General features: G+C 57.5%; 11 protein-coding genes, 1 tRNA gene and 1 pseudogene. 6 read left to right on the top strand and 7 right to left on the bottom strand.

Going from position 1 to position 24,307, the window contains the following annotated elements:
- Window positions 1-243 precede the first annotated feature (243 nt).
- Entirely contained in the window at window positions 244-4,143 is a 3,900-nt protein-coding gene (locus tag BLV18_RS21740) for an SPM autocatalytic domain-containing protein (protein ID WP_090361886.1), read from the bottom strand.
- 81 nt (window positions 4,144-4,224) lie between these two features.
- Between BLV18_RS21740 and BLV18_RS22285 the strand changes: the two genes are divergently transcribed.
- Window positions 4,225-4,620 (top strand): hypothetical protein, encoded by a 396-nt coding sequence (locus tag BLV18_RS22285; RefSeq protein WP_139211039.1) that lies wholly within the window; start codon window positions 4,225-4,227, stop codon window positions 4,618-4,620.
- 77 nt (window positions 4,621-4,697) lie between these two features.
- Here BLV18_RS22285 and BLV18_RS21735 read toward each other — a convergent pair whose 3' ends face one another.
- From BLV18_RS21735 to gabD, 3 genes are all read right to left on the bottom strand, one after another.
- Window positions 4,698-5,903, bottom strand: coding sequence for an HDOD domain-containing protein (locus BLV18_RS21735; RefSeq protein WP_090361883.1), 1,206 nt, complete (start codon window positions 5,901-5,903; stop codon window positions 4,698-4,700).
- A gap of 390 nt (window positions 5,904-6,293) precedes the next feature.
- Entirely contained in the window at window positions 6,294-7,574 is a 1,281-nt protein-coding gene (gabT, locus tag BLV18_RS21730) for a 4-aminobutyrate--2-oxoglutarate transaminase (RefSeq protein ID WP_090361879.1), read from the bottom strand.
- 125 nt (window positions 7,575-7,699) lie between these two features.
- Window positions 7,700-9,142, bottom strand: coding sequence for an NADP-dependent succinate-semialdehyde dehydrogenase (gene gabD / locus BLV18_RS21725; protein WP_056844575.1), 1,443 nt, complete (start codon window positions 9,140-9,142; stop codon window positions 7,700-7,702).
- Between the two features lie 309 nt (window positions 9,143-9,451).
- Between gabD and BLV18_RS21720 the strand changes: the two genes are divergently transcribed.
- The 3 genes and pseudogenes from BLV18_RS21720 (at window position 9,452) to BLV18_RS22835 (ending at window position 11,838) form a co-directional block, all read left to right on the top strand.
- A tRNA-Arg gene (locus BLV18_RS21720) sits at window positions 9,452-9,528 on the top strand.
- 336 nt (window positions 9,529-9,864) lie between these two features.
- Window positions 9,865-10,983: pseudogene (locus BLV18_RS22840) on the top strand (methyl-accepting chemotaxis protein); the annotation flags it as partial.
- The gene (locus BLV18_RS22835; RefSeq protein WP_414708351.1) at window positions 10,966-11,838 is read left to right on the top strand and encodes a methyl-accepting chemotaxis protein; all 873 of its coding nucleotides are present in this window, start codon (window positions 10,966-10,968) and stop codon (window positions 11,836-11,838) included. The pseudogene BLV18_RS22840 and the gene BLV18_RS22835, both read left to right, overlap by 18 nt.
- Before the next feature lie 397 nt (window positions 11,839-12,235).
- Here the strand turns inward: BLV18_RS22835 and BLV18_RS21710 are convergent, their stop codons facing one another.
- Complete coding sequence (locus BLV18_RS21710) at window positions 12,236-12,724, bottom strand: CHC2 zinc finger domain-containing protein (RefSeq protein WP_279626333.1); 489 nt, start codon at window positions 12,722-12,724, stop codon at window positions 12,236-12,238.
- Window positions 12,725-12,954: 230 nt separating this feature from the next.
- Here BLV18_RS21710 and BLV18_RS21705 point away from each other — a divergent pair, with 230 nt between their 5' ends.
- Window positions 12,955-13,356 (top strand): helix-turn-helix domain-containing protein, encoded by a 402-nt coding sequence (locus tag BLV18_RS21705; protein WP_208598873.1) that lies wholly within the window; start codon window positions 12,955-12,957, stop codon window positions 13,354-13,356.
- Window positions 13,357-13,404: 48 nt separating this feature from the next.
- Window positions 13,405-14,004: an RNA 2'-phosphotransferase gene (locus BLV18_RS21700; RefSeq protein WP_090361867.1), complete on the top strand. Its 600-nt coding sequence runs from the start codon at window positions 13,405-13,407 to the stop codon at window positions 14,002-14,004.
- Here the strand turns inward: BLV18_RS21700 and BLV18_RS22280 are convergent.
- Both BLV18_RS22280 and BLV18_RS21695 read right to left on the bottom strand, forming a co-directional pair.
- Window positions 13,953-14,399, bottom strand: coding sequence for a hypothetical protein (locus BLV18_RS22280; RefSeq protein ID WP_139211038.1), 447 nt, complete (start codon window positions 14,397-14,399; stop codon window positions 13,953-13,955). The genes BLV18_RS21700 and BLV18_RS22280 overlap by 52 nt on opposite strands.
- Window positions 14,396-24,283, bottom strand: a complete 9,888-nt coding sequence (locus BLV18_RS21695) for a two-partner secretion domain-containing protein (protein WP_090361864.1) — start codon at window positions 24,281-24,283, stop codon at window positions 14,396-14,398. Before BLV18_RS21695 ends, BLV18_RS22280 begins: the two co-directional genes overlap by 4 nt.
- Window positions 24,284-24,307 lie beyond the last annotated feature (24 nt).

The raw sequence follows: 24,307 nt of genomic DNA, 5'->3' as shown, positions 1-24,307 counted from the left end.
CCTCGCCACCAGTTCAGTTGCGATACCCCTATCCTGAGTAGCCTCGGGTTTGCTTTGAGCGATTTGGGTGAAATTTTCATCTGATGAAAGTATTGAAGCATTGGTCGGCATTCTTATTATTGATAATCTCCCGCCAGTAAAGTCTCCGCCCAACGACACCGGGACCCGGGTACATTTTCGTATGCTCTATCGGAGACCTGGAATAAGAGGAAGCGATGGCGTGCACTACCATCGCTTCGCGTGTTACTTAACTATATGATCGATTTCAAGTTCAGTCCTGACCCAAAAATCTCTTAGAATCAATGCTAGATCCTGAATCGGAGATACTTCCATAGGATGGTGCGCAGGGTTTACAGATCCAATATTGGCTTTTCGCATCTTTTCTGCTAGGGCGGTTACCGATGCCGCATTGATCGAGAAATTGTTGACAACGATCGAGGACAACTGAGCAGAGGGTTGCAAAAACCAATTCTTAACTGTAATACTGTCTTCATTCTGAGAAAACTTGATAACGAGATCATTTAGGCTTTGTATGAAAATGATATCAAGGTAGCTGAAGCCTGTGATGCTTAAAGTATCGCGATTTGGCGATTGCTCGCTTGAGTTATCAATTACATCACTTCCATCGCCTTTGGTGTATAAATAGGTATCGTTACCACCGCCGCCAAAGAGAAAATCATTCCCTCTTCTACCTTTTATAGTATCATCACCCCCACCTGCCTCGATATGGTCTGCATACGAAGAACCTTGTATGTTCTCCCCGTGCATTGCCATGGACTGGTAATAGTTCCCTGAAAGCGTACTATTTTCGTCCAACAAGTTGATGATTTCAGACCTCGTTACTTCCTCGCCCGAAGAACCGCTAAAAATCTCCACTGTATCTGACCGAAGGAAAAAGTCTTTTACAGTAGCGGTATCAATGCCATCATGATCGACATCTAGAACCAGATCACTTCCTTCGCGCACTGCAGCAGCCATCAAATCTTGCCGTGAATGAGTGTTCCTCATGACCAGCGTATCCAGCTCGCCACTTGTATCATCAACCGTGATATTACCCCCGCCCGAGTATCCGTACATATCACTGCCACGACCACCCTTCATTATGTCGTCACCCGAAACCCCATATAGTTGATCATTACCCATTCCGCCCAGCAATACGTCGTTCTGGGGAGTACCAAACAAGACATCATTTATCGGATCCACAACAGCTTGCCCAGCGATTACTTCGATAGCATGGGTAGTCCCTCCAAGTGTTAGCCATCTGAACGCGGGAGTGCGATCAAGAAAATGATTCAGAAGTCTAATGCTTTTCTCAGGATATGATCTGATACGAATAATTAGATCAAAATCGGATCTATGGAATGTGATTCGTTCGACCGCAATTTCTGGATCGATAACCAGTTTGCCTTGGAGAATGTCATTGGCGGAAACCACTATATCGCCAACATCCTCACGATAGAAATATACATTCTGTTTCTCTTCAAAATAAGCGTAACTCCCTTCCGCTTCTATAACAATGGGAACTGTATCCTCCTCGCTGGAAAAAGAGCCCAATTCAGACTCATCCGTTGAAAGCTCCTCTTCTGGCAGACTAATTAGTGATTCAACTTCTCCCAGCGTAACTGTATCATCCTCCAAGTGGTTGAAGGAAGCCCTACTCGGCTCAAGAGATGCCATAGTAATAATTTCGGATATTTGCTCGGTTTTCCATTCGGTGCCATCTTCAAAAGCAACGCAGGCTAGGCCCTTACCATTATCATAGAAATAATTTGCGACACGTACAGAACCACCCGATCTACTTACAATCAATAAGAGATCATAATACCGACGCTCAGGCTTTATGTCGGCGGGCACGATACCCTTTCCAAACCGGAGAATGTCAGCCGTTTTTCCAGGTCGATCTTTAGTTGCAATAGATATTACATCATCTCCATCACCCCGGTTGAATAGATAGGCATCAGATCCTTTACCGCCAGCAAGATAGTCGTCACCGCCACCTCCAGCAAGAAAATCGTCCCCGCCATAACCGTAGATTTTTTCCGAGCCGGAGCCTCCACTCAATACATCATCTTCAGGCCCACCGCTCAGGACCGCATTCGGATTTAGACCATAGGTATGGGAGAGTTCAATAGTATGTAATGCGATGGTGATTTCTGGTTCATCACATGGGTACTCCCTCAAGCTCTGGAGTATCTGAGTTCCCAGTCGCCCTATGCTCATCAATGTCTTGGTGAAGTCGACAATGCTTTCCCGAGATCGAACAGGATCAAGATCGTATTCGGCTTTTAGCAGATCAAATACAGCTTTTGTATCTACAATACGATCACCTTCCTCACTCGCAAAACTGACGGCGGTAAGCTTGCTACCATATTCGGTCTGTAGCATCAGTCTGGAATATACAAGGTTGGATAGGTCATCGAATGCGCTTGCCAGAATTGCAGCGGAAGGGCCATGAGGATTCGCATCCAACTGACCCCAACACCAGATGCCCAGATAATCTCGGCCGAGCATCACTTCCAGTGATTCCAGTATCCGCGCGTCTCCTATTGCGTTGCCAGCACCCCGTGTGGAGGAGCGCTTAGTGGGATTCTCATCATAAACCCCTGCCCATGCATAGATGATACTCGGCAATAGCGCTAGTCGCTCGGAACGAGTTCCGCTGATGAAGTCTTCGATAAGTTTCTTCAGTCGCCCGCTACTATCGATTGCCATGGTTTGATGGAGTGAAAGTACATTACCAATACCGTCGATGTTTGGAAGGTTTCTAATCTCCACGGGTATATGCACATCAACAGCATTTAGGCTTTTAGAGGCATCCACTCTAAACCACACATCGTTCATCTGGTGTGACGCGCCCTCAGTATTTATGTAACTTCCGCTTACATGCTTATTCAAGTGAATATCAACGAATCCTCCACCGCTCGCGGTTTTCAGCGATTTTACGCCCACCTCGCTTAAAGAGGTCAACTCGCGATCATCTACCGCCGCATTGCTATTAGCATCGATCCACACAGCCAAGTCCGCAAAAGCTATATCCTCTACATCAATTTGGCCGTCATTGTTGACGTCTAGCTCTTGTAACGCGTCAAACCCGTCGGAGGCGCGACTACCATCAGCTTTGATCGTATAGTTTCCGAATAGCTCAGCACCGGTCTTGATCATCCCGTCACTGTCCAGGTCATGGACCAATATTCCGTCTTCGGGGCCAACCCAGCCCGTACGTTCAGCAAAGCCATTTCCATCGTGATCAAAGTAGACTTTCGAATCCAGGCCAATGGTACTGACGCCGTTGCCATCCAGGTCTAACACCAGAGGACTTCTCGTGGCCTGGGCCTCATCAAACTCTTCATTGAAATATTTCAGTACCTCTTCAGGAAGACCTACCAAAGACCATGGATCAAAAATTTCCGTCAAGTCGCCAAGATCACCAAAGTCAATTTTGGTAATGTCGGTAGCAACGATCAACGGCTTGAGCTGACCGGTGAGCACGGCAATTGCACCTTTGATTACTCCATTCTCAACTTTGGCAGTCCACTTTTCAAAGCTTTCACCTCTAGTTGTAAACTGTAATTGCTGAGAGAGATATTGGTCCCGCCATGCTTCACGAGTGATGCTCTCCATTTTTGGCAAGAACAGATTTGACTTATCCAAACCGTTAGTGCGGTTGCCCCACATTGCCATTTCTGCAACCAGCGTCAGATCCAATGCCGCAGGATCAAGCGCGCCTGGTCCGTTGGGATGAAGTGCTGCAGTTTCGAGGGCAGAGTCGACATACTGCATGACCAAATCCAGTCTTTCTTTGTCAACCCTATCTATGATGGACTGCTGGTTCTGCAAGGCCTCATCGATCAGCCTGCGGTCTATGGAAGAAATCTTTGCAGAGGTTGTCGAGTTAACCGTATTAGTATACAGGGAGTCTGCTCGCTTCTGAGTCAATATACCCTGTGCCACCTGTGCATCGAGAACTTCTTTTAACACATTTTTCGCATTACGGTTCGTCCTGGTATCATGTTGAAACGCACCGTAGGTCAATCCACTTTTACCTGTAGAGTAGCTGGACACGTATGGGCTACCTGTAGAGATCTCGCCAAAACGTACCGCTGCCTCGACAAATGCTGTTAACTGTTCTTTATGAAAAGACATATTCACTTCCTTGAGTCATACCTTAGATCATGGTTTACTTTTCCATGGAGCGACGGAGAATAACCACTCAAGGAGTCACATATGAAGCAATTATGTATGCTAGTTCAGTTCATGCTGCTGTCTACTGCAGCTGTTGGAGGCAATGAGCCAGAGCTCGAATTTCCGCCAGCGAACTCGGTTTTGAGGACAGTAGATCCGGAAGACTGGAGGTCTGTAACGCAAGAATTCAGAGATATTGCACTGTGGAACAAAAATACTACCGACATACAATTATGTGACAACCTTTATACTTTGCCTGTCTCAGTATCGCGCGAAGGCAATGTTAGTCTTGGCGGTATATGCACCATTGCCGGGTCTGGCCAAAAAGTATTCATATGTGTAGATCGCATGCTCGGTCGCTTCGAGGTATTTCCAGAATATCAACGTGACCTGCCCTGGATTGCCCAGACAATATTCGACCATTGCTGGGGTGGTTGATCCCCACCTCTCTCGATCGCCGCCAAGGCCCCGGGTCGATAGAGGTCTTTATCCATGTCCCGGCGTAGTTCAGCACATCAGCGAATCATTGGCGCACCTCGCCACCAGTTCAGCTGCGACACCCCTATCTTGAGTAACCGTGCGGGTTTGCCTTGGGCGATTTGGGTGACATCTTCATCTGCCCCCAGCGACGCCATTTGCGCCGCAACATTCACAATCAACTTTTCCCTCGAGTAGACCCCTCCGCCCAATTGATAGGCTGCGGCAATCAACTCTCGCAGTTCAAGCGGCAACCGCCAGCGTCGGCGCAGTTCCGATCCATAAGGCGCGCTGAAAGTACGTAGCACCTGGGTGATCCGGACTTCGTCGAGCTCGCCGCCCGCCAGTTGCCATTCCTGCAACACCCGCAGCAACGCCAGGTCACCCAGGCAGTGCAACAAACCTGCGCAGTGGCAAAACCACTCATCCAGCTGCTGCTGACGCGCAATGCTGCGGGCGAATTCCGCGGTATGGGCCGAGCGGTTCCAGCAGACCTCGGCCCGCTCCAGCAACAGTGGGTCGGTCAGGTAGGCGCCAGGTTTGGAGGCCAGGGCCAGCAACAGGTTTCTGCTCTGCGTGACACCCAAGGCGTACAGTGCCTGCTGCAGCGTCAATACCGGCGACGCACCTGGTTTCGCGGCGCTGTTGGCCGCGCTGATCAGCACTGCCGTGACCTGCGGATCACTGCGCAGGTTGGCTTCCAATACCTTCATATCTCCCGATGCGCGAATCACGGCCGCCTGCACATCACACAACAAAGGGCCGCCGTCGCACTCCAGGCGCCGACGCTCGACATAGTGGTCCAACGTAGTACCTGCAGCGATCTGTGGAGCCCGCCGCGCTCCAACATCTCCCGAGTTTGGCAGCAAGGTCAGCAGACGCGCTTTCAAACCTGCCATATCCACAGGCTTGGTCAGGTACGCCGTCGGCGCCAACGGCAGCACTTCACGCACACTGGCACTGTCGCCGCGCTCGCTCAGCAGAATAAAGGGCAAGGTCGCCAGGCGAGGGCTTTTGCGTACGCCGCGCAATAGATCGAGACCGCTCATACCCGGCAGCTCGCGTGTGGCGATCACCAGATCCGGTAGCTCACGCAGATGCTCCAACGCATCAGGCCCCGTCGCGCACATCTGCAGACGCGCATCGCCCCGTACGGCCAGCAGCATTTGGGACAGCAGATCACGCATCCAGGGGTCGGAATCGGCGATCAACACACGAGGGGGCATGCTGGCAACAGCATTCATAGGCGCACTCCATGAGCCAGAGGTGAAGGCCGGGTCAGGGCCGTGATGCGTGAGCACCGACAGTATGACGTGTCGGTCGTGCAGAACGATGGATCCAGCAGAGGATTTTTAGCGCATACCGCGCCGTGCTGCAAACGGCCTGTTGAAGAATCAAGGGCTCGGTAAAGCACCGGCTCAGCTTGATATTTATAGCGCGACCTTCAGCGTGCTGCGCCCCTCGGAAACCGTTGTTTACGTGCAGAAGTGATGGCGTCGTTGATTACCTTATTTCAAAGACAATCCCGACTGGATCGCTCGTGCCATCCTCGATCAGTGCATAGCCAGCCAAAATAAAACCACCCCATAAAAAAACCCGCCGAAGCGGGTTTTTCTATCAAACGATCACATCACTCAAGCCATTTCAGCGAAACACTCTTCGATGATGGCCAAGCCTTTGTTCAACTGCTCGTCTGGCGTGGTCAGCGGGACCAGGATGCGCAGGACGTTTCCGTAAGTACCGCACGACAGCAGGATCAAGCCCTTGTCGCGCGCCTTGGCCACGACCTGGGCCACGGCTGCGGCGTTCGGCTTGTGGGTGTCGCCGCCTTCGAACAGCTCGACGGCGATCATCGCGCCAAGTGCACGCACATCGCCAATGACCGGGTACTTGGACTGGATGGCACGCAGGCCAGCTACCAGGTGCTCGCCAACGGCCTTGCTGCGATCGAGCAGGTTTTCTTCCTCGAACACTTCCATCACGGCCAGTGCCGCGGCGCAAGCGATCGGGCTGCCGGCGTAGGTGCCGCCCAGGCCACCTGGTGCGATGGCATCCATGTACTCGGCCTTGCCGCACACACCGGCAAGCGGGAAGCCGCCAGCGATGGATTTGGCGAAGGTGGTCAGGTCAGGCGCAACGCCCATCTGCTCCATGGCGAAGAACGTGCCGGTACGGCCTGCGCCGGTCTGCACTTCGTCAGCGATCAAGAGGATGCCGTGTTGATCGCACAGGGCGCGCAGACGCTGCATGAAAGCCTTGGGCGCGACATAGAAGCCGCCCTCGCCCTGCACCGGTTCCAGAATGATCGCGGCGATGTCACGGGCTTCGGCGTCGTTCTTGAAGATGCGCTCGATGCTGGCGATGGAATCGTCGACGCTCACGCCATGCAATTCGCAGGGGTAGAGCGCACGGAACACACCGCCGGGCATCAGGCCCATGCCGGCCGAGTACGGCACGACCTTGCCGGTCAGGCCCAGGGTCATCATGGTGCGACCGTGGTAGGCGCCAGTGAAGGCGATGACACCGGCACGGCCGGTGGCGGCACGCGCGATCTTGATGGCGTTTTCCACGGCTTCGGAGCCTGTGGTCACCAGCAGGGTCTTCTTGTCGAAGTCGCCCGGTACCTTGGTGTTGATCTTCTCGCAGACCTCAACGTACGGCTCGTACGCCAGCACCTGGAAGCAGGTGTGGGTCAGCTTGTGCAATTGCGCCTGTACGGCGGCGATCACCTTGGGGTGAACGTGGCCGGTGTTGAGCACCGCGATACCGCCGGCAAAGTCGATGAACTCGCGGCCTTCGACGTCGGTGACGGTGGCGTTCTGCGCCGACTCGGCGAAGATCGGGTGAATCTGGCCCACACCGCGTGGGACGGCTGCCTGGCGGCGTTGCATCAGGGATTCGTTGGTCTTGCTCATGAAATTCCTCATTCGCCGCTCATCGGTCGGCGTGATTCAAGGATTGAGCGGCCGGTGAGTACCGCAGCAGCATACGATGATCGACTGCTGCGGACGCCGGCCGCCAAGGGTGTCTGCGCGGTGGGTTACACCGAAATGCAGAGGTATTTGATTTCCAGGTAGTCTTCGATGCCGTACTTGGAGCCTTCACGGCCCAGGCCCGAAGCCTTGATGCCACCGAATGGCGCCACTTCGTTGCTGATCAGACCGGTGTTGATACCGACCATGCCGTATTCCAGCGCTTCGGCGACACGGAACACCCGGCTCATGTCGCGGGCATAGAAGTACGACGCCAGGCCGAACTCGGTGTCATTGGACATGGCGATCACTTCGGCCTCGTCCTGGAAGCGGAACAGCGGCGCCAGCGGGCCGAAGGTTTCTTCCTTGGCCACGGCGGCGTCCTTGGAGACGTTGACCAATACGGTCGGCTCGAAGAAGTTGCCTTGCAGTGCGTTGCCGCCGGTCAGCACGGTTGCGCCCTTGCCCACGGCGTCGGCAATGTGTTCCTTGACCTTGGCCACGGCCTTGTCGTCGATCAGCGGGCCCGTGGTGGTGCCCTCTTCCAGACCGTTGCCGATCTTGAGCTTGCCCACCGCCACCTTCAGCTTCTCGGCGAACGCGTCATACACGCCGTCCTGCACATAGATGCGGTTGGCGCACACGCAGGTCTGGCCGTTGTTGCGGTACTTGGAAATGATCGCGCCCTCGACCGCCTTGTCCAGGTCGGCATCGTCGAACACGATGAAAGGCGCGTTGCCGCCCAGTTCCAGCGAGACCTTCTTGATGTCCTTGGCACATTCGGCCATCAACTGGCGACCGATCTCGGTGGAGCCGGTAAAGCTCAGCTTGCGCACGATCGGGTTGCTGGTCAGCTCGCTGCCAATGTCGCCGGCGCTGCCGGTCACGACACTGAACACACCCTTCGGAATACCCGCGCGCTCGGCCAGTTCAGCCAGCGCCAGCGCCGAGAACGGCGTCTGCGAGGCAGGCTTGAGCACCATGGTGCAACCGGCAGCCAGCGCGGGACCCGCCTTGCGGGTGATCATCGCGGCGGGGAAGTTCCACGGTGTAATGGCCGCGGTCACGCCGATCGGCTGCTTGATCACGATCAGGCGCTTGTCCGGCTGGTGACCGGGAATGGTGTCGCCGTAGACGCGCTTGGCCTCTTCGGCAAACCACTCGATGAAGGATGCGGCGTAGGTGATTTCACCCTTGGCCTCGGCCAATGGCTTGCCCTGCTCCAGGGTCATGAGACGCGCGAGGTCATCCTGGTTTTCGATCATCAGTTCGAACCAGCGGCGCAGCTTGTTCGAGCGCTCCTTGGCGGTCAACGCACGCCAGGCCGGCAGTGCCTTGTCGGCAGCCTCGATGGCGCGGCGCGTTTCAGCGGCGCCCATTTTCGGCACGGTGCCGAGGATTTCGTTGGTAGCAGGGTTGCTGACCTTGATGGCCTGCCCGCTGTCGGCGCCCAGCCACGCACCATCTATATAGGCTTGCTGGCGGAACAACGAGGTGTCTTTGAGCTGCATGTCGGCTTCCTTAACGGCGCCGTACGTGACGGCACGAATGGAGGGATGAGAAGGCGCCCGGGCTGAGGTGGAAATAGCGCATGGATGGACTCATGCGTTTCAGCGACCAGACAAGAGCGTTTGAAATCTCAAACGAATCCTAGGATCTATGGGGTGAAAGGACAATAGCCGTTCGAAAAAAAGAACGACAGGCCCCGCAAACAAGGGCTTGCCCAGCCTGTGCACCTGTCACCGTAGCAGATTACAAACGATGGGCCGGTTATCGCAATGGACGACCACCCCCGACATGGGTATCATGGCGCCCGCGTTGCACCAGTAGCTCAGCTGGATAGAGTACTGCCCTCCGAAGGCAGGGGTCGTGGGTTCGAATCCCGCCTGGTGCACCATCTTTTCCCTTCTGTAGTACCGCGCTGCGCTTCGTCGTCCGAAGCCCGTCTCGCCACTGACTTTCGCCCCATCGATCATCCATCATGATCGTTGCAGCAGCATGCCTGCCTCCCGACACCAGGTCGCTTTGCCAACTCAACCTTTCGCTGCCCGCTGTGCATGAGCTTGGGTATACCTATCTGGGATTGAGGGGTTCGCATTATTCAAAGGAATCACCTTGAAACACTTACTTGAGTAAATATCCCGAAAGCCAGTGAACTTTTTCCATACTTCGCAACATCAAGAATAAACACCTCTTTTAAAAATAGTTGTTAAAGATTTCCCGCTCCCAGCCGATGGCATTGACGCATCAATGGCATGGAGGGGCCGACTGGAAAACTAAAACATCTATTCGAGAGGCTTACATGTTTAACAATGCGTTGACCAACTTATCAGTCAGATCAAAGTTGGCACTCGGGTTCACGCTCGTGATCGTACTGACGGTCCTGATCGCCTTGACGGGCTGGCGAGGCATCGCCTCCATGAGTGAGCGCAGTGAGCGCATCACGGACATTGCCAAGCTCAGCACTCTGACCCGAGACATGCGCATAGCCCGACTGGTCTATGGCCAGAACTCTGACGACGCCAATGCCGCGAGCTGGCTGAAGGCCTACGAAAATCTCGATAACCACCTCGCCTACCTCAACAGCGTATTGAACTCCGAGCTTAATATTCCTCATGTGAAAGCGGCCATGGCGGCCATGAAGGAATACAAGGATCATTACAACAGCATCATCGCTGCCACCCACGCGCGTGAAGCCAGCAGGGATGTCTTCGGCACTGCAGCCGACACCGCGGACGCCAAGTTGCGGCAGTTGAATGGGCGAGCCAATTCCATGGATGGCGACGCCGCGCAACGCGAAGCGGTGCAACGGGCTCTCATGCTGTTTCAAAAGATGCGCTTCGACGTGCGTGGGTACACTTACACTCTCAAACCCGAAGCCCAGCAGCTGGCCGTCGCATCGATTGCCGCAGCCTCCGATTACATGAAAAGCCTGACAAGTTCCGGCATCGACGCCTCCGCTGTCGCCAGTCTGGTGGACTCGATGAACGCCTATGGATCCGCCATCAACGGATTCTCGTCTTCGCAAGCCACTATCAATCAAGGGCAGGCGGGGATCTCGAAGAACATCGAAGTCCTGCTCGGTTCGGCCAATCAACTGGCGCAGAACCAGGTAGCCCTGCGCCTTGCAGACGTCGATCAAGCCAACCGCATGCTGATTCTCTGGCTCGTCGCCGCGCTTATCGCCAGCGTCCTGGCGGCCTGGATCATCACCCGAATGATCGTCATTCCACTGCGTGAAACACTGCAGCTGGCTGACCGCGTCGCCAATGGCGACCTGACCCACAATGAAGCCCCAACGCGCAAGGATGAACTTGGCCTGCTGCAAACCAGCATGCACCGCATGACCTTGAATCTGCGCCAGTTGATCGGCGGCCTGCGCGATGGCGTTACCCAGATCGCAAGCGCTGCCGAGCAGCTTTCCGCCGTGACCGAGCAGACCAGCGCCGGAGTGAACAGCCAGCGCACTGAAACCGACCAGGTCGCCACCGCCATGAACCAGATGGCTGCCACCGTGCAGGAAGTTGCCCGCAATGCCGAGCAAGCTTCGAATGCCGCCGTCAGTGCCTCCCGAGAAGTGCGCGAAGGCGATGCCGTGGTTTCCAAGGCCGTCATTCAGATCGAAACACTTGCCACCGAGGTCGGGCGCTCCAAAGTTGCAATGGACGAGCTGAAACAGGAAAGCAACAAGATCGGTGGCGTGCTCGACGTGATCAAGGCAGTGGCCGAACAGACCAACTTGCTGGCCCTCAATGCCGCCATCGAAGCCGCACGCGCCGGTGAGGCCGGACGCGGCTTCGCCGTGGTCGCCGATGAAGTCCGCAGTCTTGCCCAGCGCACTCAGACTTCGACCGAAGAAATTGCGATCTTGATCGACGGTTTGCACAGCCGAACCGCACAAGTAGCGACCACCCTGGAAAACAGCCGCCTGCTGACCGATGACAGCGTTGCCTTGACCCGTGATGCAGGTACCTCCATAGGTAACATCAGCCGATCCATCACGACCATTGAGTCGATGAACCAGCAAATAGCCGCCTCTGCCGAAGAGCAGAGCGCGGTGGCCGAGGAAATCAACCGCAGTGTGATCAACGTTCGGGACATCTCCGAGCAGACGGCTTCGGCGAGTGAGGAAACGGCATCGTCCAGCGTTGAGCTGGCACGACTGGGTGTGCATTTGCAGGGGCTGATGAGTAGGTTTGTGCTGTGATGTAGGGTTTAGAAGAGCTGCGATTGTGTGAAGCCCCAAGTGGGCGCTTGGGGCTTGTTTGGGCGGTTACTTGAGTAATGCGCGACGTTAGTTTTATCTCTCGGTCAATCGCTCGCTTGAAGTACCAAAACGTCATGGCGTCGATCAGCGATTCACAGAGAATAATTTCTAGTCTGGCCAACAGTGCGGCTTCGTTCCAGACCCCGCGCAACGGCGTGGCGAAGTACAAATGCCGGGGCTGATTGTGCAGTTTGTTGTTCGGCTGCATACGCCGCCCGTAAAGCTGCATCACCCGCCCGGGCTGCTCTGGCTGGGCGCCGTCTTCCAGACCCAGTGCCGGCACGACCAGACAGCCGTTTAAATGTTCGTGCCCGGTAGAGCGCAAAACACCTAAATCTTACAGGTGCTGTCCCACCTGCCGACCGGCCTGAGTATGCCCGGCGGGCAAGCGGTACGTCAGGGTTTTATTGGCATAACCAAGTTGAAAATGCTCGATCAACTCGGGATGGTTCAGGCCGCGAGACGCCAAATAGGCCACTGCTTCGGGGGATTGTTTGAAATTGGCGTGATAGAACTCTGCCACCGAACGCAGCAGCGCCGCGGCTTCAAGACCAGAAGAGCCCGCAGCTAAAGAAGGGAGGTGTCGAGCATGGCTGCGTGTCACACCGACTTTTTCCGTGTTCTCCAGCGGCGCATCGTTGCGCAGCAGTTGGACCGCGTGCGGCAACGACACGCCTTGAGTTTTCATCACCCAATCGATCACCGAACCTGCGGCCCCGCAGCCAAAGCAGTGATAGAGATTTTTCTCCTCGGAGACCGACAGGCTGGGCGTGCTTTCGTCATGAAACACGCAGCACATCACCCAATCCTTGCCGCGTTTTTTCAGCTCATGGCCCTGCTACTGGATCAGCCGAACCAGTGACACCTCACGTTTGAGGCGTTCCAGTTCGGCTTCGGGGATGCGGGCCATCAGGTTTTCTCCAAAAAGCTGTCAAGCGGGAAAAGCAAAAACAACGCGACGACAATCTACCACCAATAGTAGTATTTACAACAAACAGTAGTAAACGCTGGAATATGTTTATGGCTGTCCTGTTACAGTTCTCGTCGACGACAGCCATGAGCATCACCAGCGAAGAACGTGAATTTTTCATTGCCCTGGGCGAACGCATTGCCCGCCTGCGCAAAGAACACGGCATCACCCAAACCCAACTGGCTGAACGGCTGGGCGTGTCTCAACAGACTATCCAAGCCTATGAGTCCGGCAAGCGGCGTATCCAGGTAGCTGCGTTGCCAGAGCTGGCCCGGCTGCTTTCGACCACACTCGAAGATCTGTTTGGTCAGAAGCAGGAATCCACTGTGCGTAAGCGTGGTCCGGCTCCGAAATGGCAACAGCAACTGGAAGTCATCGACCAGCTACCTAAGAGCAAGAAGAAATTTGTTGCGCAGATGCTCGATGCCCTGATTGCTCGGGCCACGACCAAGGCGAGTAGTGAAGGAAGGGAAATTTCCAGTAAGTAAAAAGACTGCGACTAAATCCTGAAAATCGAAAATGCATGCAGGACAATCATGAATAACAAGCAACTGAACGAAACAAGCAAGTTTCTAAGCTATATTTTGCGCCATGAGCCTCACACTATCGGATTGCAACTCGACTCAGGAGGCTGGGCAGACATAAACTCTTTGATTACCGGCGCAGCGAAAGAAGGCCGCGTACTTAACCACGCAATAATTCAGACAGTAGTAAATAGCAGTGATAAGAAACGCTTTACCCTCTCCGACGATGGCCGGCGTATTCGAGCCGCGCAGGGACATTCAGCACCAGACGTAAACCTCCAACACATAGAGAAAGAACCGCCAGAATTCCTCTACCATGGCACTGCAACACGCTTTCTTGAATCTATTCTTCAGCAAGGATTGATTGCAGGTTCACGCTACCATGTGCATCTATCGCAAGAGACTCTGACGGCTATCGCTGTCGGACAGCGCTACGGTAAACCAGTGGTTCTGAAGATTGAATCCCTGCGAATGTACCAACAGGGATTTAAATTTTTTCAGGCTGAAAATAGTGTTTGGTTAACTGAAGCGGTTCCCGTTAATTTTATTTCAAAACAAAATCAACTGCCCGACAGTTCATTGGATAAAAATACATCTGCAGCCAGCACATGAAAAGCAAGATTCTCTGACAAAAACTGAATGCTGAAATGCCTCAACTTCGGCGGTTCGTGACTCGACACGGAACGCCATGCTTTCAAGTTATTCCTTACCCATTCGGAGTCTATAAACTCGGTCAGCTTACCAAGCCGAAACTCACCTGAATCACCCTCAAACTCAAAAATAGCACCTCCAGGGAATGGCTCCCGAATAAAGCATCGCACAGACTTGAACGCAATCTCCCGCCTTAAAGCCAGTACAACCTCTTCGCTATCAACTACAACTTCCTTCTCATACTCAATATCAAGTATCACATCCGAGCCAACGGAGTGGAATGATACTCTTGACTCACCATATCCTGGCAGCCACTCATATGGATCTAGTATTAATTTTGGCTGACCTATCTTCATGGACGCACCGACTTTAATTGCTCTGCGCCTGTCGGCGGCAATTTGTTATTTTTTAACTGATCTGCTGCCAAATCATTGAATGTCTTACCTTGATAAGCCTCAACACCTGTCTGATTGCGCCCGAACCACTCACTTCGAGGGATAGCTGCCTGCTCAAGCGCGGTAGAAGTTCGCGTATTCAAAATAAGGCGAGTCCCATTCATATCTACATAATCAACGGGAAGCTGATTCGGCTTAATTGTCCCAGCCCTCAAAGCGCTTGCCAAGTCTTCAACTGTCTTGATCGGTGTGCCGGCCATCTCTGAGTATACCTTTTGCCCATCCTCACTAAAGGATCGATCAGACTTGATTTTATTTTGAGCAAAATTTGCTTCTGTTAACGTCCCTCTCTCCGCATTAGCAAGGATACCTGCGCCTTTCGCCCCCCCACCCGGCACCCCCTCCACCAGCACCGAACTTCCTGGCCCTGCCGCCAGCTTACCCGCTCCCTTGATCAACGCAACCTGCAACGCATACTTCGCCGCTGTGGTTCCGTAGTCCTTTATCGGGTTTACATCGCCTGGATAGGTTTGCGATGAAAACGAGTCCGCGACCCTTTGCCCTTGGGTGTATTCATAAGGTGCGAAGTAGTCCCGCGTAGCCTGTACGCCATCCAGGAATGAGGCAGCACCACCCACACCCGCCAACACCGGCAGCGCACAGCCGACTCCCGTTATGCATGCAGGCGTCGAGACGACGGCCAGGCCAAATCCGCTTGCCGCTCCTGCTGCGCCGGCCACTGCGCGGCCCACCGAGTTGCCCTTGCTGAGTATCGGGTCTTCGCGCAGCAGAGTGTCGTTCGCGGCGTCCCACCTCGAGTACTCTTCGAAAGCGCCGGACGCCCGCAGCGTTGCCAGTTCAGCACTGTACTGCGCGCCGGTTTTTTCCAGCTCCACAAAACGCTGGCGATTGGGATCGTCATCCGGCACCGAGGCGCTGCAATGGGTCATGGCACAGGCAGCGGCTGCAAGCCGGGCGGCATTTTGAGGATCTGCTTTCTGCAACTCCTCTAACTTGAGGGTTTCCTTGTAGTGCAGTTGGCGGTTGTAGTTGTCCGCCATTTGCGCAACGTAGGCCGCTTTCCCGACATCGCCTTCACTGAGGCCTGCTGCCGTCAGTCCGACGATCTGTGAGAATGCGGCGCGCAGTTCAGGGTTGCTGTCGAACGTATTGTTCAGCACCTGTGCCATGGCCTGGCTCGCACCGGCCGCGACTGCGCCGGTCGAGAAGTCTCCGCCCATGGCGCTGGAAATCGCGCCCCCCATCAGCGCGTGCATTGCGACTCGCCCAGCGCCTCCCTCAGCCCACAGTGCCATCGTTGCCGGATCGTTGGCATCCTTGGTGGCTTGCCAATGGCTCTGTGCGTAGGAGCCAACGAAGTTGAACGCAGTGGCCGCTACGACATTGGTCGCCTGGCCGACCAGCCCCTGACCGAGGTTGTCGCCCAGACTGCCACCGTTTATGGTCGTGTTGATTGCCCCTGCCGCCACACCCTGGGCACCCGCGTGCAGCGCGAAACCTGCAACGCCGTCAAAGGTGTTCAGGTCGAACCCTTTGGTGACGTTGTTCCAGTTGCTTGTCTTGCCTCCCAGGGCTGGATCGATAACGCCTTGGGTGACACCAGCCGTTGCGCCTGCCACAGCAGCATTTTTCAGGCCTTTGGCGCCGAAGGTATCTTTGGTGACGGCTTTCAAATTGCCTTTGTTGCTGATTGCACTGTTGGCTGCCGTTACTTCGAGGCTGACCAACGCAGCATTGGCAATTGCGGCAGTCGTGGTTCCAGCTGTGGCACCCACCAATGCAGCGCCAGCGCCGCCCGTTACTGCAGCCAGCAGAATTGCCAGTGCCAGCTGAGCACCTGCGCCCAAACCAGAATGTTCATATTTGAAGCTTTGGTGGATTTCCTCCACCTGCCGCCAGTCGATATTGCCTTGAGCTTGCGCCTGTTTGAGCCATGCCAGTTTTGGATCGGCGGCCACCATGGCGTCTACGGTCTGGGCCACCGTTTGCTTGTCGACTTTCTTGACATCGATGCTGATGGAGTTGGCGGCGTTGATAACCAACGCACCTTGCGCAACCAACTCACTCTGCCGCACCGTCTCATCTGTCCTGCCCTTGCCCCCCATGGACATCCAGGCAAGATCACTGCTGCTCTTCTCGTGGCTCTCCTGCTTGAGATCCTTCACACCTTCGAAATCAACGGCGCCGCCGCTGTCCAGGGTCAGGTCCTTGCCGCTTTCCAGTTTGGCGACCTGATACTTTTGATCGCCGCCGCTTTCCAGGGTGAGGTTGCCACCGGTCTTGATTTCGGTGCCCACGTTGGTAACGGTGGTCGTCTCGTCGCGCTGGGTCTGTTTGCTGCCCAGGCTGCCCTTTTTCTTTTTGTCGTAAAGGGAATAATCGCTGTCTTGAGCGGCCAGCAGCTCCAGGTTTTCACCGGCGTACAGGTAGGCTTCGTCGCCTGCCGTGATACGGCTGGAGACCAGGGCCATGTCCTTGCCCGCCGTCAGGGCGATGTCGCCGCCTGCATCGAGCGAAGTGCCGATCTGGCTGACGTGGTCTTCCTGTGCGGTGACCTTTTTGGTTTTGGAGTAGGTGTGCTGTTCGTCTGCCGCGGAACTCAGCGTGAGATCACCGACGGCTGCCATGGCGATATTGCGTTTGGCGTCGATGTCGCTGGCAATGGCCGTCAGGTCACGACCGGCGGTGGCGATGACGTCCCGGCCTGCGGCAAGGCTGGAGCCGTGCTGGGTAATGGAACTGCTGTTGGCTTTGCGGCCGCGGTCATTGCTTTCAATCTGCTCGGCTGAAGCGAAGTTGATATCTCGACCGGCGGCCAGTGTCAGGTCGTTGCCAGCTTGCAACACCCCACCCACATCATTGACATCCCGCCCCGCCCACACGCTCAGATCATTCGCCGCCTCGATCCGAGCGGCCGTGTCCGCGAAGTCCCTGCGTTCGCTGCGGTAGCCGCTACTGCTTTGATGGCTGGTCACCGTGCGTTCGTTGATCACGTCGCCGTTGACGGCGGTCAGGCTCACGTCGCGACCGGTGATCACGCCACCGGCCTTGTTGACGAGGGTGTTGCCCGTCAGCAGGTCAAGTCGGCCGCCGGCCTGTACCAGGCCGCTGTTGACCAGGTTGTTGCCAGCGCTGGCGCTGAGGTTGTTGCTGGCTTTCAGGGTGCCTGCGTTGGTGAGGTCGTTACCGGAAACCAGGTTGACGTCGCGACCGGCGATCAACGCGCCGTCAGGGCCGAGGCGGTTGTTGGCCTGGGCCAGGTACAGCACGGGCACCAGCACGTTCTCGCCGTTGACCTTGTACTCTTCCAGCCAGACGATGTCGTGGGTCAGCGCTGCGACTTGCGCCGAGGTCAGCGTGGTGCCGACCGACAGGTTGAGCTGTTGCTTGCTGGCGATGGCGTTGTTCATCAGATACTTGAACAGCGCTTCGTCGGAGTGCTGGCCGTCGATGAAGCGTTGGCCGGTACGGGCCACCAGCGCCTGCTGGATCAGCTTCTGTTCGTAGAAGCCGTCGCCGAGGCGCTTGGCGCTTTCGTCCGGGTTGTAGCCCAGCCCTGCCAGCAGGTAGTCCGAGCTCAGGAATTGCTTGAGGTTGGTGAGTGCCGGATTGGTTTCGATCAGGTATTTGTGCGCCGGTGAGGTGCTCTGGGTTTCGGGCAGGCCCTGGACGCGGTTGAGGGGGATGGACGTCTCTTCCCCGGCGACGGAGCCCAGTGCGTTATCGTCCGTCGGCAGATGAGGGGTGACCTGACCCTCTACCTCGAAAGTACGGCCTGGGTTGGGGTCGGCGGTCTGGGTGCGCTGGGCTGCATCGATGCTCGCGCTGCCAATGGTCCAGCTGTGCGCGACGGCATCGGCCTGTTTGGCGGCGGTGTCCGTGGCGGCTAGGTCACTGAGACGGAACAGGCCATGTTCTCCACTGGGCAAGCTGAAGCCCGGCAGAGACAGCGGGTTGATTTGTTGCTGGGCGAGATCGGGTGGCAGCTGCGCGTCGAGACTGACTCGGGTACTGAAATCGCTGCCTGACGCACCGGTGTCGGTGCGGGTGCCGCTGCTGACGTAGTGGTAGTCGTTGCGTACCACACTGCTGTCGAAATCGTTCTGGGCGGTGATGTTGACCTCGCCGACCGCCTGAATGACCGCCGCGTAGCGTTGATCACTGGTTGCCAGTTGCGTCACACGGGCGTACTGGGGAAGCTCGGTCTCCGTGTGGGCCAGGAAGTTGCTGATACCCGCTTCCAGGCCGCTGAGGTTGTTGGCGTCGTAACGAGCACCTTCAAGCCAGTACTGTTCGTTGAAGGCATTGGCTGCCCCGATCAGCCCGCTTCCACCCCGCTGGCGGTTGGTGCGGAAGGTGCGCACGTATTCGGTATCACCCGTTTCAATGCCGAGGTTGAACAGATTGGCGACCGAGGCGTTCAGGTTGCCGCCCGTGGCAATGGTGCTGCTCTGGTTGAGCAGGTCGCCGCCGTTGAAACTCAGGTTGCCGCCTGCGGTGATGCTCGATGCCTGGCTCGCTTGGGTGACTTCCAGCTTTTGGCGTTCCAGGACCTCGAAGACGAAATTGCGTTTGCCCGAACAGTCGCCGGCGTTGACGCCCTCGATACAGGCCACCTGGTAGATCTTGCCGGTGTAGATGCCGGCGTCATTGACAGTGAGTACCTCACGCACGTTTTCGATGGTGCTGGCAGCCAGGCTCATGTTGCCGTCACTTTGCAGCGTCGAGGAGCTGTTGCGGATCAGGCTGGCGTGGCCGCCATTGCCGTCTCGATCGATGCGCAGATTGGCCAGGCTGTAGACGTCGGCGTAGCGGTTGGTGAAGGTGTCGACCTGCAAGCCCATGTCACCGCCGCTGAAGAGCAGTCCCCGCTCGTTGAGCAAGGCGCCGGTCTTGAGTGTGAGGGATCGGGCACTGCCGAGGGTGCCGTAGTTGTCGATGTTGCCGGCCGTGATCACGGCGTCATCCGCAGAAGTGATGCGGCCCCGATTGAGCAAGGTGCCGCCAACGGCCAGCTTCAAGCCAGCGCCGGAGGTGATGCTGGCCGGGGTCGCGAGTTGCAGCTGGGCGGCGTCGATCTGCAGGTTGCCCAGGCTGGTGACGCGGCCATTGCCCGAATAGGTACCGCTGAGCCCAAGCCAGAGGTCACCGTCACTGGCCAGCTTGCCGTTGTTACTCCAGTTGACGCCTTCACCGCGCAGGCTCTGCGAAGCGAGCAGCTGGCCGCTGGCGGTCTGGTGAAAGTTGCCGACCTTGATGGTCAGGCGCCCGGCTTGGAGCACGCCGCTGTTGGTCCAGCTGTCGGCATTGAGGGTCAGGCCACCACGGGTGACCAGGCTGCCACCAGCGGCGGTGACGTTGGCGCTGGAGATATTGAATTCACCCAGGCCTACGTGCAGCAGAGAGCCGTTGGTATTGCGGAAGCTGCCTGCGTCGACCGTCAGATCGGCGTTCGCAATCTCGATCACGCCACCCTGGTTATCCAGCACACCGTCCACGCGATACACCGAGGCGCCGTCCGTGCCCAGTGCGCGCAGGGTGCCGCCCTGGTTATCGAGGTTGGCCGCGGTGATGTCGAAGAAGGAGTCGCTTTCGATGATGCCGGAGCGGTTGATCAGCGTACCGCCCAGGGCAAAACGCACACGGCCGCCGGCCATCTGGCCGGCGTTGGTGAGGGTGTCAGCGTTGACGTCGATCAGACCTTTTGCATACAGGCCGCCTGCGCTGTTGTTGAGGTCAGCGGTGGTGATGCTGGCGTCGCCACTCTGCGCGGCGATGCGGCCGTTCTGGTTTTCAAGGCCGGCCAGGGCCAACAAGGTCAGGCGCTGGCCTTGCAGGGTCCCTTGAGCGTTGAGCAGGCTACCGGCCATGCGCGCTTCAAAAGCGCCGCGCAGGCTGGAAAGGATGCCGCCGCGATTGTCCAGGCTTCCGGCGTTCAGTACCAGGTCGCCGTTCTGGGCGATGAGACGACCGTTGGCGTTGTTGATCGCGCCACGGGTGTGCAGCGTCAGGCCGGTCTGGCTCTGTACGGCACCCCCGCCGTTTTCCAGCTCAGCGGCGCTGAGGCTGACGGCGCCATTCTGGCTGTAGATCAAACCGTCGGCGCCGTTCTGTACGGTACCGCTGGCGTCCACGGTCAGTTGATCGAGCGCCGCCAGCGTGCCACGGTCGCGGTTGTCCAAGCTGCCGATGAGCAGGCTCAGCAGACTTTTGCTGACCAGTTGCCCACTTTGGTTGTCGATGTGCGCAGCGCGCTGAATGCGCAGAGGGCCGCCGCTGGCGAATTTGCCTTGAGCGTTGATCAGGGTCCCCAGCAAGTCGAGCGTGATGCTGCCGTTGCTGGCCCATTGGCCACTAGTATTGTCCAGTTGCGTACCGGTAAAGCTCAGGCCCTGCTGGCTGTTGACGGTCCCGGCGCGGTTGCTCAGGTCTGTGGCTCGAACGGTCAGTTCTGCGCCGCTGTCGATCAGACCGCCTTCGCTGTTGTCGAGCGTCTCTTGTACGGTCAGGCTTTGCCCGGCGCCGCTGCTCAGAATGCCGCCTTGGTTGTTGTCCAGGCGGGCACTGTCGATGTCCAGACGTCCGGCACTGGCCAGCGCACCGGCGTTGCCGTTGAGCAGCGCCCCGCTCAGGTTGACTGCCAGGTTGCCGTCGCGGCTGGAAACGGTGCCGTTGTCGCGGTTGTCGAGGCTGCTGCCCTGCAGGTTCACACCCTGCCAGCCGGAAAGCAGGCCATCGCGGTTGATGATGGCGCCGCTGATGACGGACAGCTGGCCGCTGCTGATGATTTTGCCAGCACGGTTGTCGAGCTGAGCACTGGTCAGGGTGTAGCTCTGATTGCTGGAAATTTCGCCGTTGCGATTGTCGACGGCGCCGATGCGGTTGAAGGTCAAAGGGCCTTCGCCGTTGATCAAGCCAGCGCTGTTGTTCAGCGTGCCGCCGTTGAGATCCAGACGCACAGCGCGGTTGCCGAGCAACTGGCCGCCCTGGTTGTCGAGGTCGGCGCTGTGGATGTCCAGCACGGTTGCCGCGTTGATCAGGCCATTGTTGCGGTTGAGCAGGCTGCCCTGGCTGGTCAGGCTCAGATCGCTGCGGCTGGTGAGCACGCCTTCGCTGTTGTCCAGGCTACCGGTCTGTACGCTGAGCGCGGCGGCGGCAATCTGGCCTTTGAGGTTGGCCAGGGCCTGTTCGATGTGCAGGGTCAGGGTCTGGTTGCTGAGCAGCTTGCCCGCGCTGTTGTCCAGGCTGCGCGCTTTGAGGGTGAAGGCCTGGCTGCTGGAGATTTCACCGCCCTGGTTGTGCACCGCGCCGACGTTGGGCAAGGTCAGTTCCGGAGCATTGAGCAGGCCTTGACGGTTGTCCAGGTCACCGCCGTTGAGGTCCAGCGTCAGGGCGCTGTTGCTGAAAAACTGCCCCGCCCGCGTGGCCAGTCCTTGCACAGTGGCCGTCAGGGCGAACTGGCTGCCGATGCGGCCGCCGAGGTTGCTGACCTGCTGCGCGCTCAGATCGAGGGTGCTGGCACTGCTGACCTCCCCACCCTCATTGTTGAACGCGCCGGTCGTCAGCTTCACCGCACCCTTGCCGCTGATGCGGCCGCCCTGGCTGTTGTCCAGGCTGGCGCTGGAAAGGGTCAGGCCTTGATCGGTGACCAGTTCGCCACCGCGGTTCAAGATCAGGCCGCGGCTGTCCAGGGTCAGCAGGCCTGCACTGGACAGCTTGCCACCGGTGTTATCGAGGCTGCCGACGTTCAGGTGCAACGCCCCTTCGCTACTGATCAGACCTTTCTGGTTGAGGGCCGCACCGGTGAGCAGGAGATCGATGTTGCGCTGGCTGAGCAGGCGCCCACCGCTGTTGTCCAGGCTGTCTGCTCGCAGGTCGATACCGGCTTTGCCGGACAGCAGGCCCTTGGCGCGGTTGAGGACGTTGGCGTAGGCGAGGATCAGGCTGCCTTGGGCCAATACCTGGCCGGCATCGTCGTTGTCGAGTTGGTCACCGGACAGCTCGATGTCCGCCTGTGAAGACAGTTCGCCGCCACGGTTGTCCAGAGTGTCGACGTGCACGTTCAAGGCCTGGGTGGCCGCCACCAACCCGTTCTGGCGGTTGTCCAGGTGCGCGCCTGTGAGCAGCAGCGCACCTTGGGCGATCAGCTTGCCATTCTGGTTATCCAACCCCTCAGTGCGGACCTCGACGTCTTGCTGGCCGACGATCTCACCCTCGCGGTTGTCGATGGCGCCTGCCTGCACCCGCAGCCGGGAGTCGCCGATCACGGTTCCGGCGCGGTTGTCGAACAGGCCGCTGGAGGTGATATCAACCGTGCCACGGCCGCTGAGCAGGCCTTGCTGGTTGTCCAGGTGGTCGACGGCCAGTTGCAGGCTGCGGTCGCCTTGCAGGGTGCCGGTGCGGTTGTCGCCGGTCACGGCGTTGACGCTCAGCTGGTTCTGGCTGGTGATGCGGCCCTGACGGTTGTCGAGATCTTTTGCGGTGACATTGGCGCTCTCTGTGGCCCTGATCTGGCCGCTGCGGTTGTCCAGATGGTCCGCGCGGGCCTCAAGGTTGGCGCCGCTCAGGGAGCCGTTGCGGTTATCGAGGGCACCTGCGCTGACGACTTTCAGGTTACGGCTGGCGATCACGCTGTTGCGGTTGCTGAACGCTTGCGCCTCGAGGTGTACGTCACCGTGGGCATTGCGGCTGTTGTCCGCATTGATCCCGGCTTCGATGATGCCGCTGTTGGTCAACTGCCCGCCGCTGCTCAGGGTGATGCTGTCGCGGGCGGCCAGGTTGTTGCTTAGGGTCAGGTTGCCACGGGTCTGCGCCCGCAACTGGCTGCCTGCGTAGACGGGGCCTTGGGCGTCCAGGCTTTGCGCCGTGACGTTTACGGCACCGCTGGCCGCCGTCTGGGCCAGGCTCAGGTGACCGTTGGCGTCGAGCTGGATGTCACCGGCGCTGGCCGCCAGATGACCGGCCAGCTTCACCCCGACGCCGGCTTCGGTGCCCACCAGCTTGATCGCACCGGCATACATGCCGCCCAGCGCGGAACTGTCGATGGCCAGTTGCGGCTTGGCCGAGCCGTCATCGGCACGGGCGGTGGCCTGCAGGGTCGCGGCGTCGACGTCGTTGCGCCCCGCCACGATGGCGAGATTGCGCGCGTTGATCTGTGCATTGATCTGGGCCGAGCGGGTGATGATCTCGAAACCATCGACATTGCTGGCGTTCAGGCCCTGGCCGTCGATGGAGATCGCGCCGCCATCGACCTGATAGCGCTGCACCCGGCCGTTCTCGACGATCGGCTTGCCGGTGGTCAAGGTCACCTGCGGGGTGTTGATGAAACCGCAGCCGTTGCAGGTCATGCCATAGGGGTTGGCGACAATGACCTTGGCCGATTGTCCGGCGACTTCGGTATAGCCACGCAGCTGGCTGGGATTGCCGCCGGTGACTTCGTTGAGAATGACGTTGGCGGCGGAGCCTGCCAGGTTCGGATTGCCAACGATGATGCCGCCCAGTTGAGTGTTCTGGGTGCGGCCGGTGGCGTTGTTGAGGATCACGCCCTGGCTGCCGACGTTGTAATCCTTGTACTGGTTATGGGACAGACCGGTCGCATTGGGTGTCGCAATGTTGACGATCGGCACACCGTTGCCGGCCTGTTGCAGGTTGGTCCCCGAACCACTGACCACGATGCCTTCGGCTTGCGCCCACAGCGGTTGCCAGAACATGACGTTGGCCAGCAGCAACGCCAGCGCGCGCTTGGGCAAGCCGCAGAATTGCTCACGGGGCTGAATCCGGGCCGAAGTTTGTCGGGCCAGAAAAGCGAACTGGCGAACGTCCATGTCGATTACCTACTGAAACGTGAA

The organism is Pseudomonas coleopterorum, assembly GCF_900105555.1.
GTDB classification, from domain to species: Bacteria; Pseudomonadota; Gammaproteobacteria; order Pseudomonadales; family Pseudomonadaceae; genus Aquipseudomonas; species Aquipseudomonas coleopterorum.
Note: the sequence above shows the minus strand (reverse complement) of the source record. Positions and strands in the feature narration are given on the sequence as shown.

What these genes read in the sequence shown, in the direction of transcription:
- BLV18_RS21740 (WP_090361886.1), bottom strand. Translation starts at nt 4,143, where the DNA reads ATGTCTTTTCATAAAGAACAGTTAACAGCATTTGTCGAGGCAGCGGTA.
- BLV18_RS22285 (WP_139211039.1), top strand. Translation starts at nt 4,225, where the DNA reads ATGAAGCAATTATGTATGCTAGTTCAGTTCATGCTGCTGTCTACTGCA.
- BLV18_RS21735 (WP_090361883.1), bottom strand. Translation starts at nt 5,903, where the DNA reads ATGAATGCTGTTGCCAGCATGCCCCCTCGTGTGTTGATCGCCGATTCC.
- gabT (WP_090361879.1), bottom strand. Translation starts at nt 7,574, where the DNA reads ATGAGCAAGACCAACGAATCCCTGATGCAACGCCGCCAGGCAGCCGTC.
- gabD (WP_056844575.1), bottom strand. Translation starts at nt 9,142, where the DNA reads ATGCAGCTCAAAGACACCTCGTTGTTCCGCCAGCAAGCCTATATAGAT.
- BLV18_RS22835 (WP_414708351.1), top strand. Translation starts at nt 10,966, where the DNA reads ATGCACCGCATGACCTTGAATCTGCGCCAGTTGATCGGCGGCCTGCGC.
- BLV18_RS21705 (WP_208598873.1), top strand. Translation starts at nt 12,955, where the DNA reads ATGAGCATCACCAGCGAAGAACGTGAATTTTTCATTGCCCTGGGCGAA.
- BLV18_RS21700 (WP_090361867.1), top strand. Translation starts at nt 13,405, where the DNA reads ATGAATAACAAGCAACTGAACGAAACAAGCAAGTTTCTAAGCTATATT.
- BLV18_RS22280 (WP_139211038.1), bottom strand. Translation starts at nt 14,399, where the DNA reads ATGAAGATAGGTCAGCCAAAATTAATACTAGATCCATATGAGTGGCTG.
- BLV18_RS21695 (WP_090361864.1), bottom strand. Translation starts at nt 24,283, where the DNA reads ATGGACGTTCGCCAGTTCGCTTTTCTGGCCCGACAAACTTCGGCCCGG.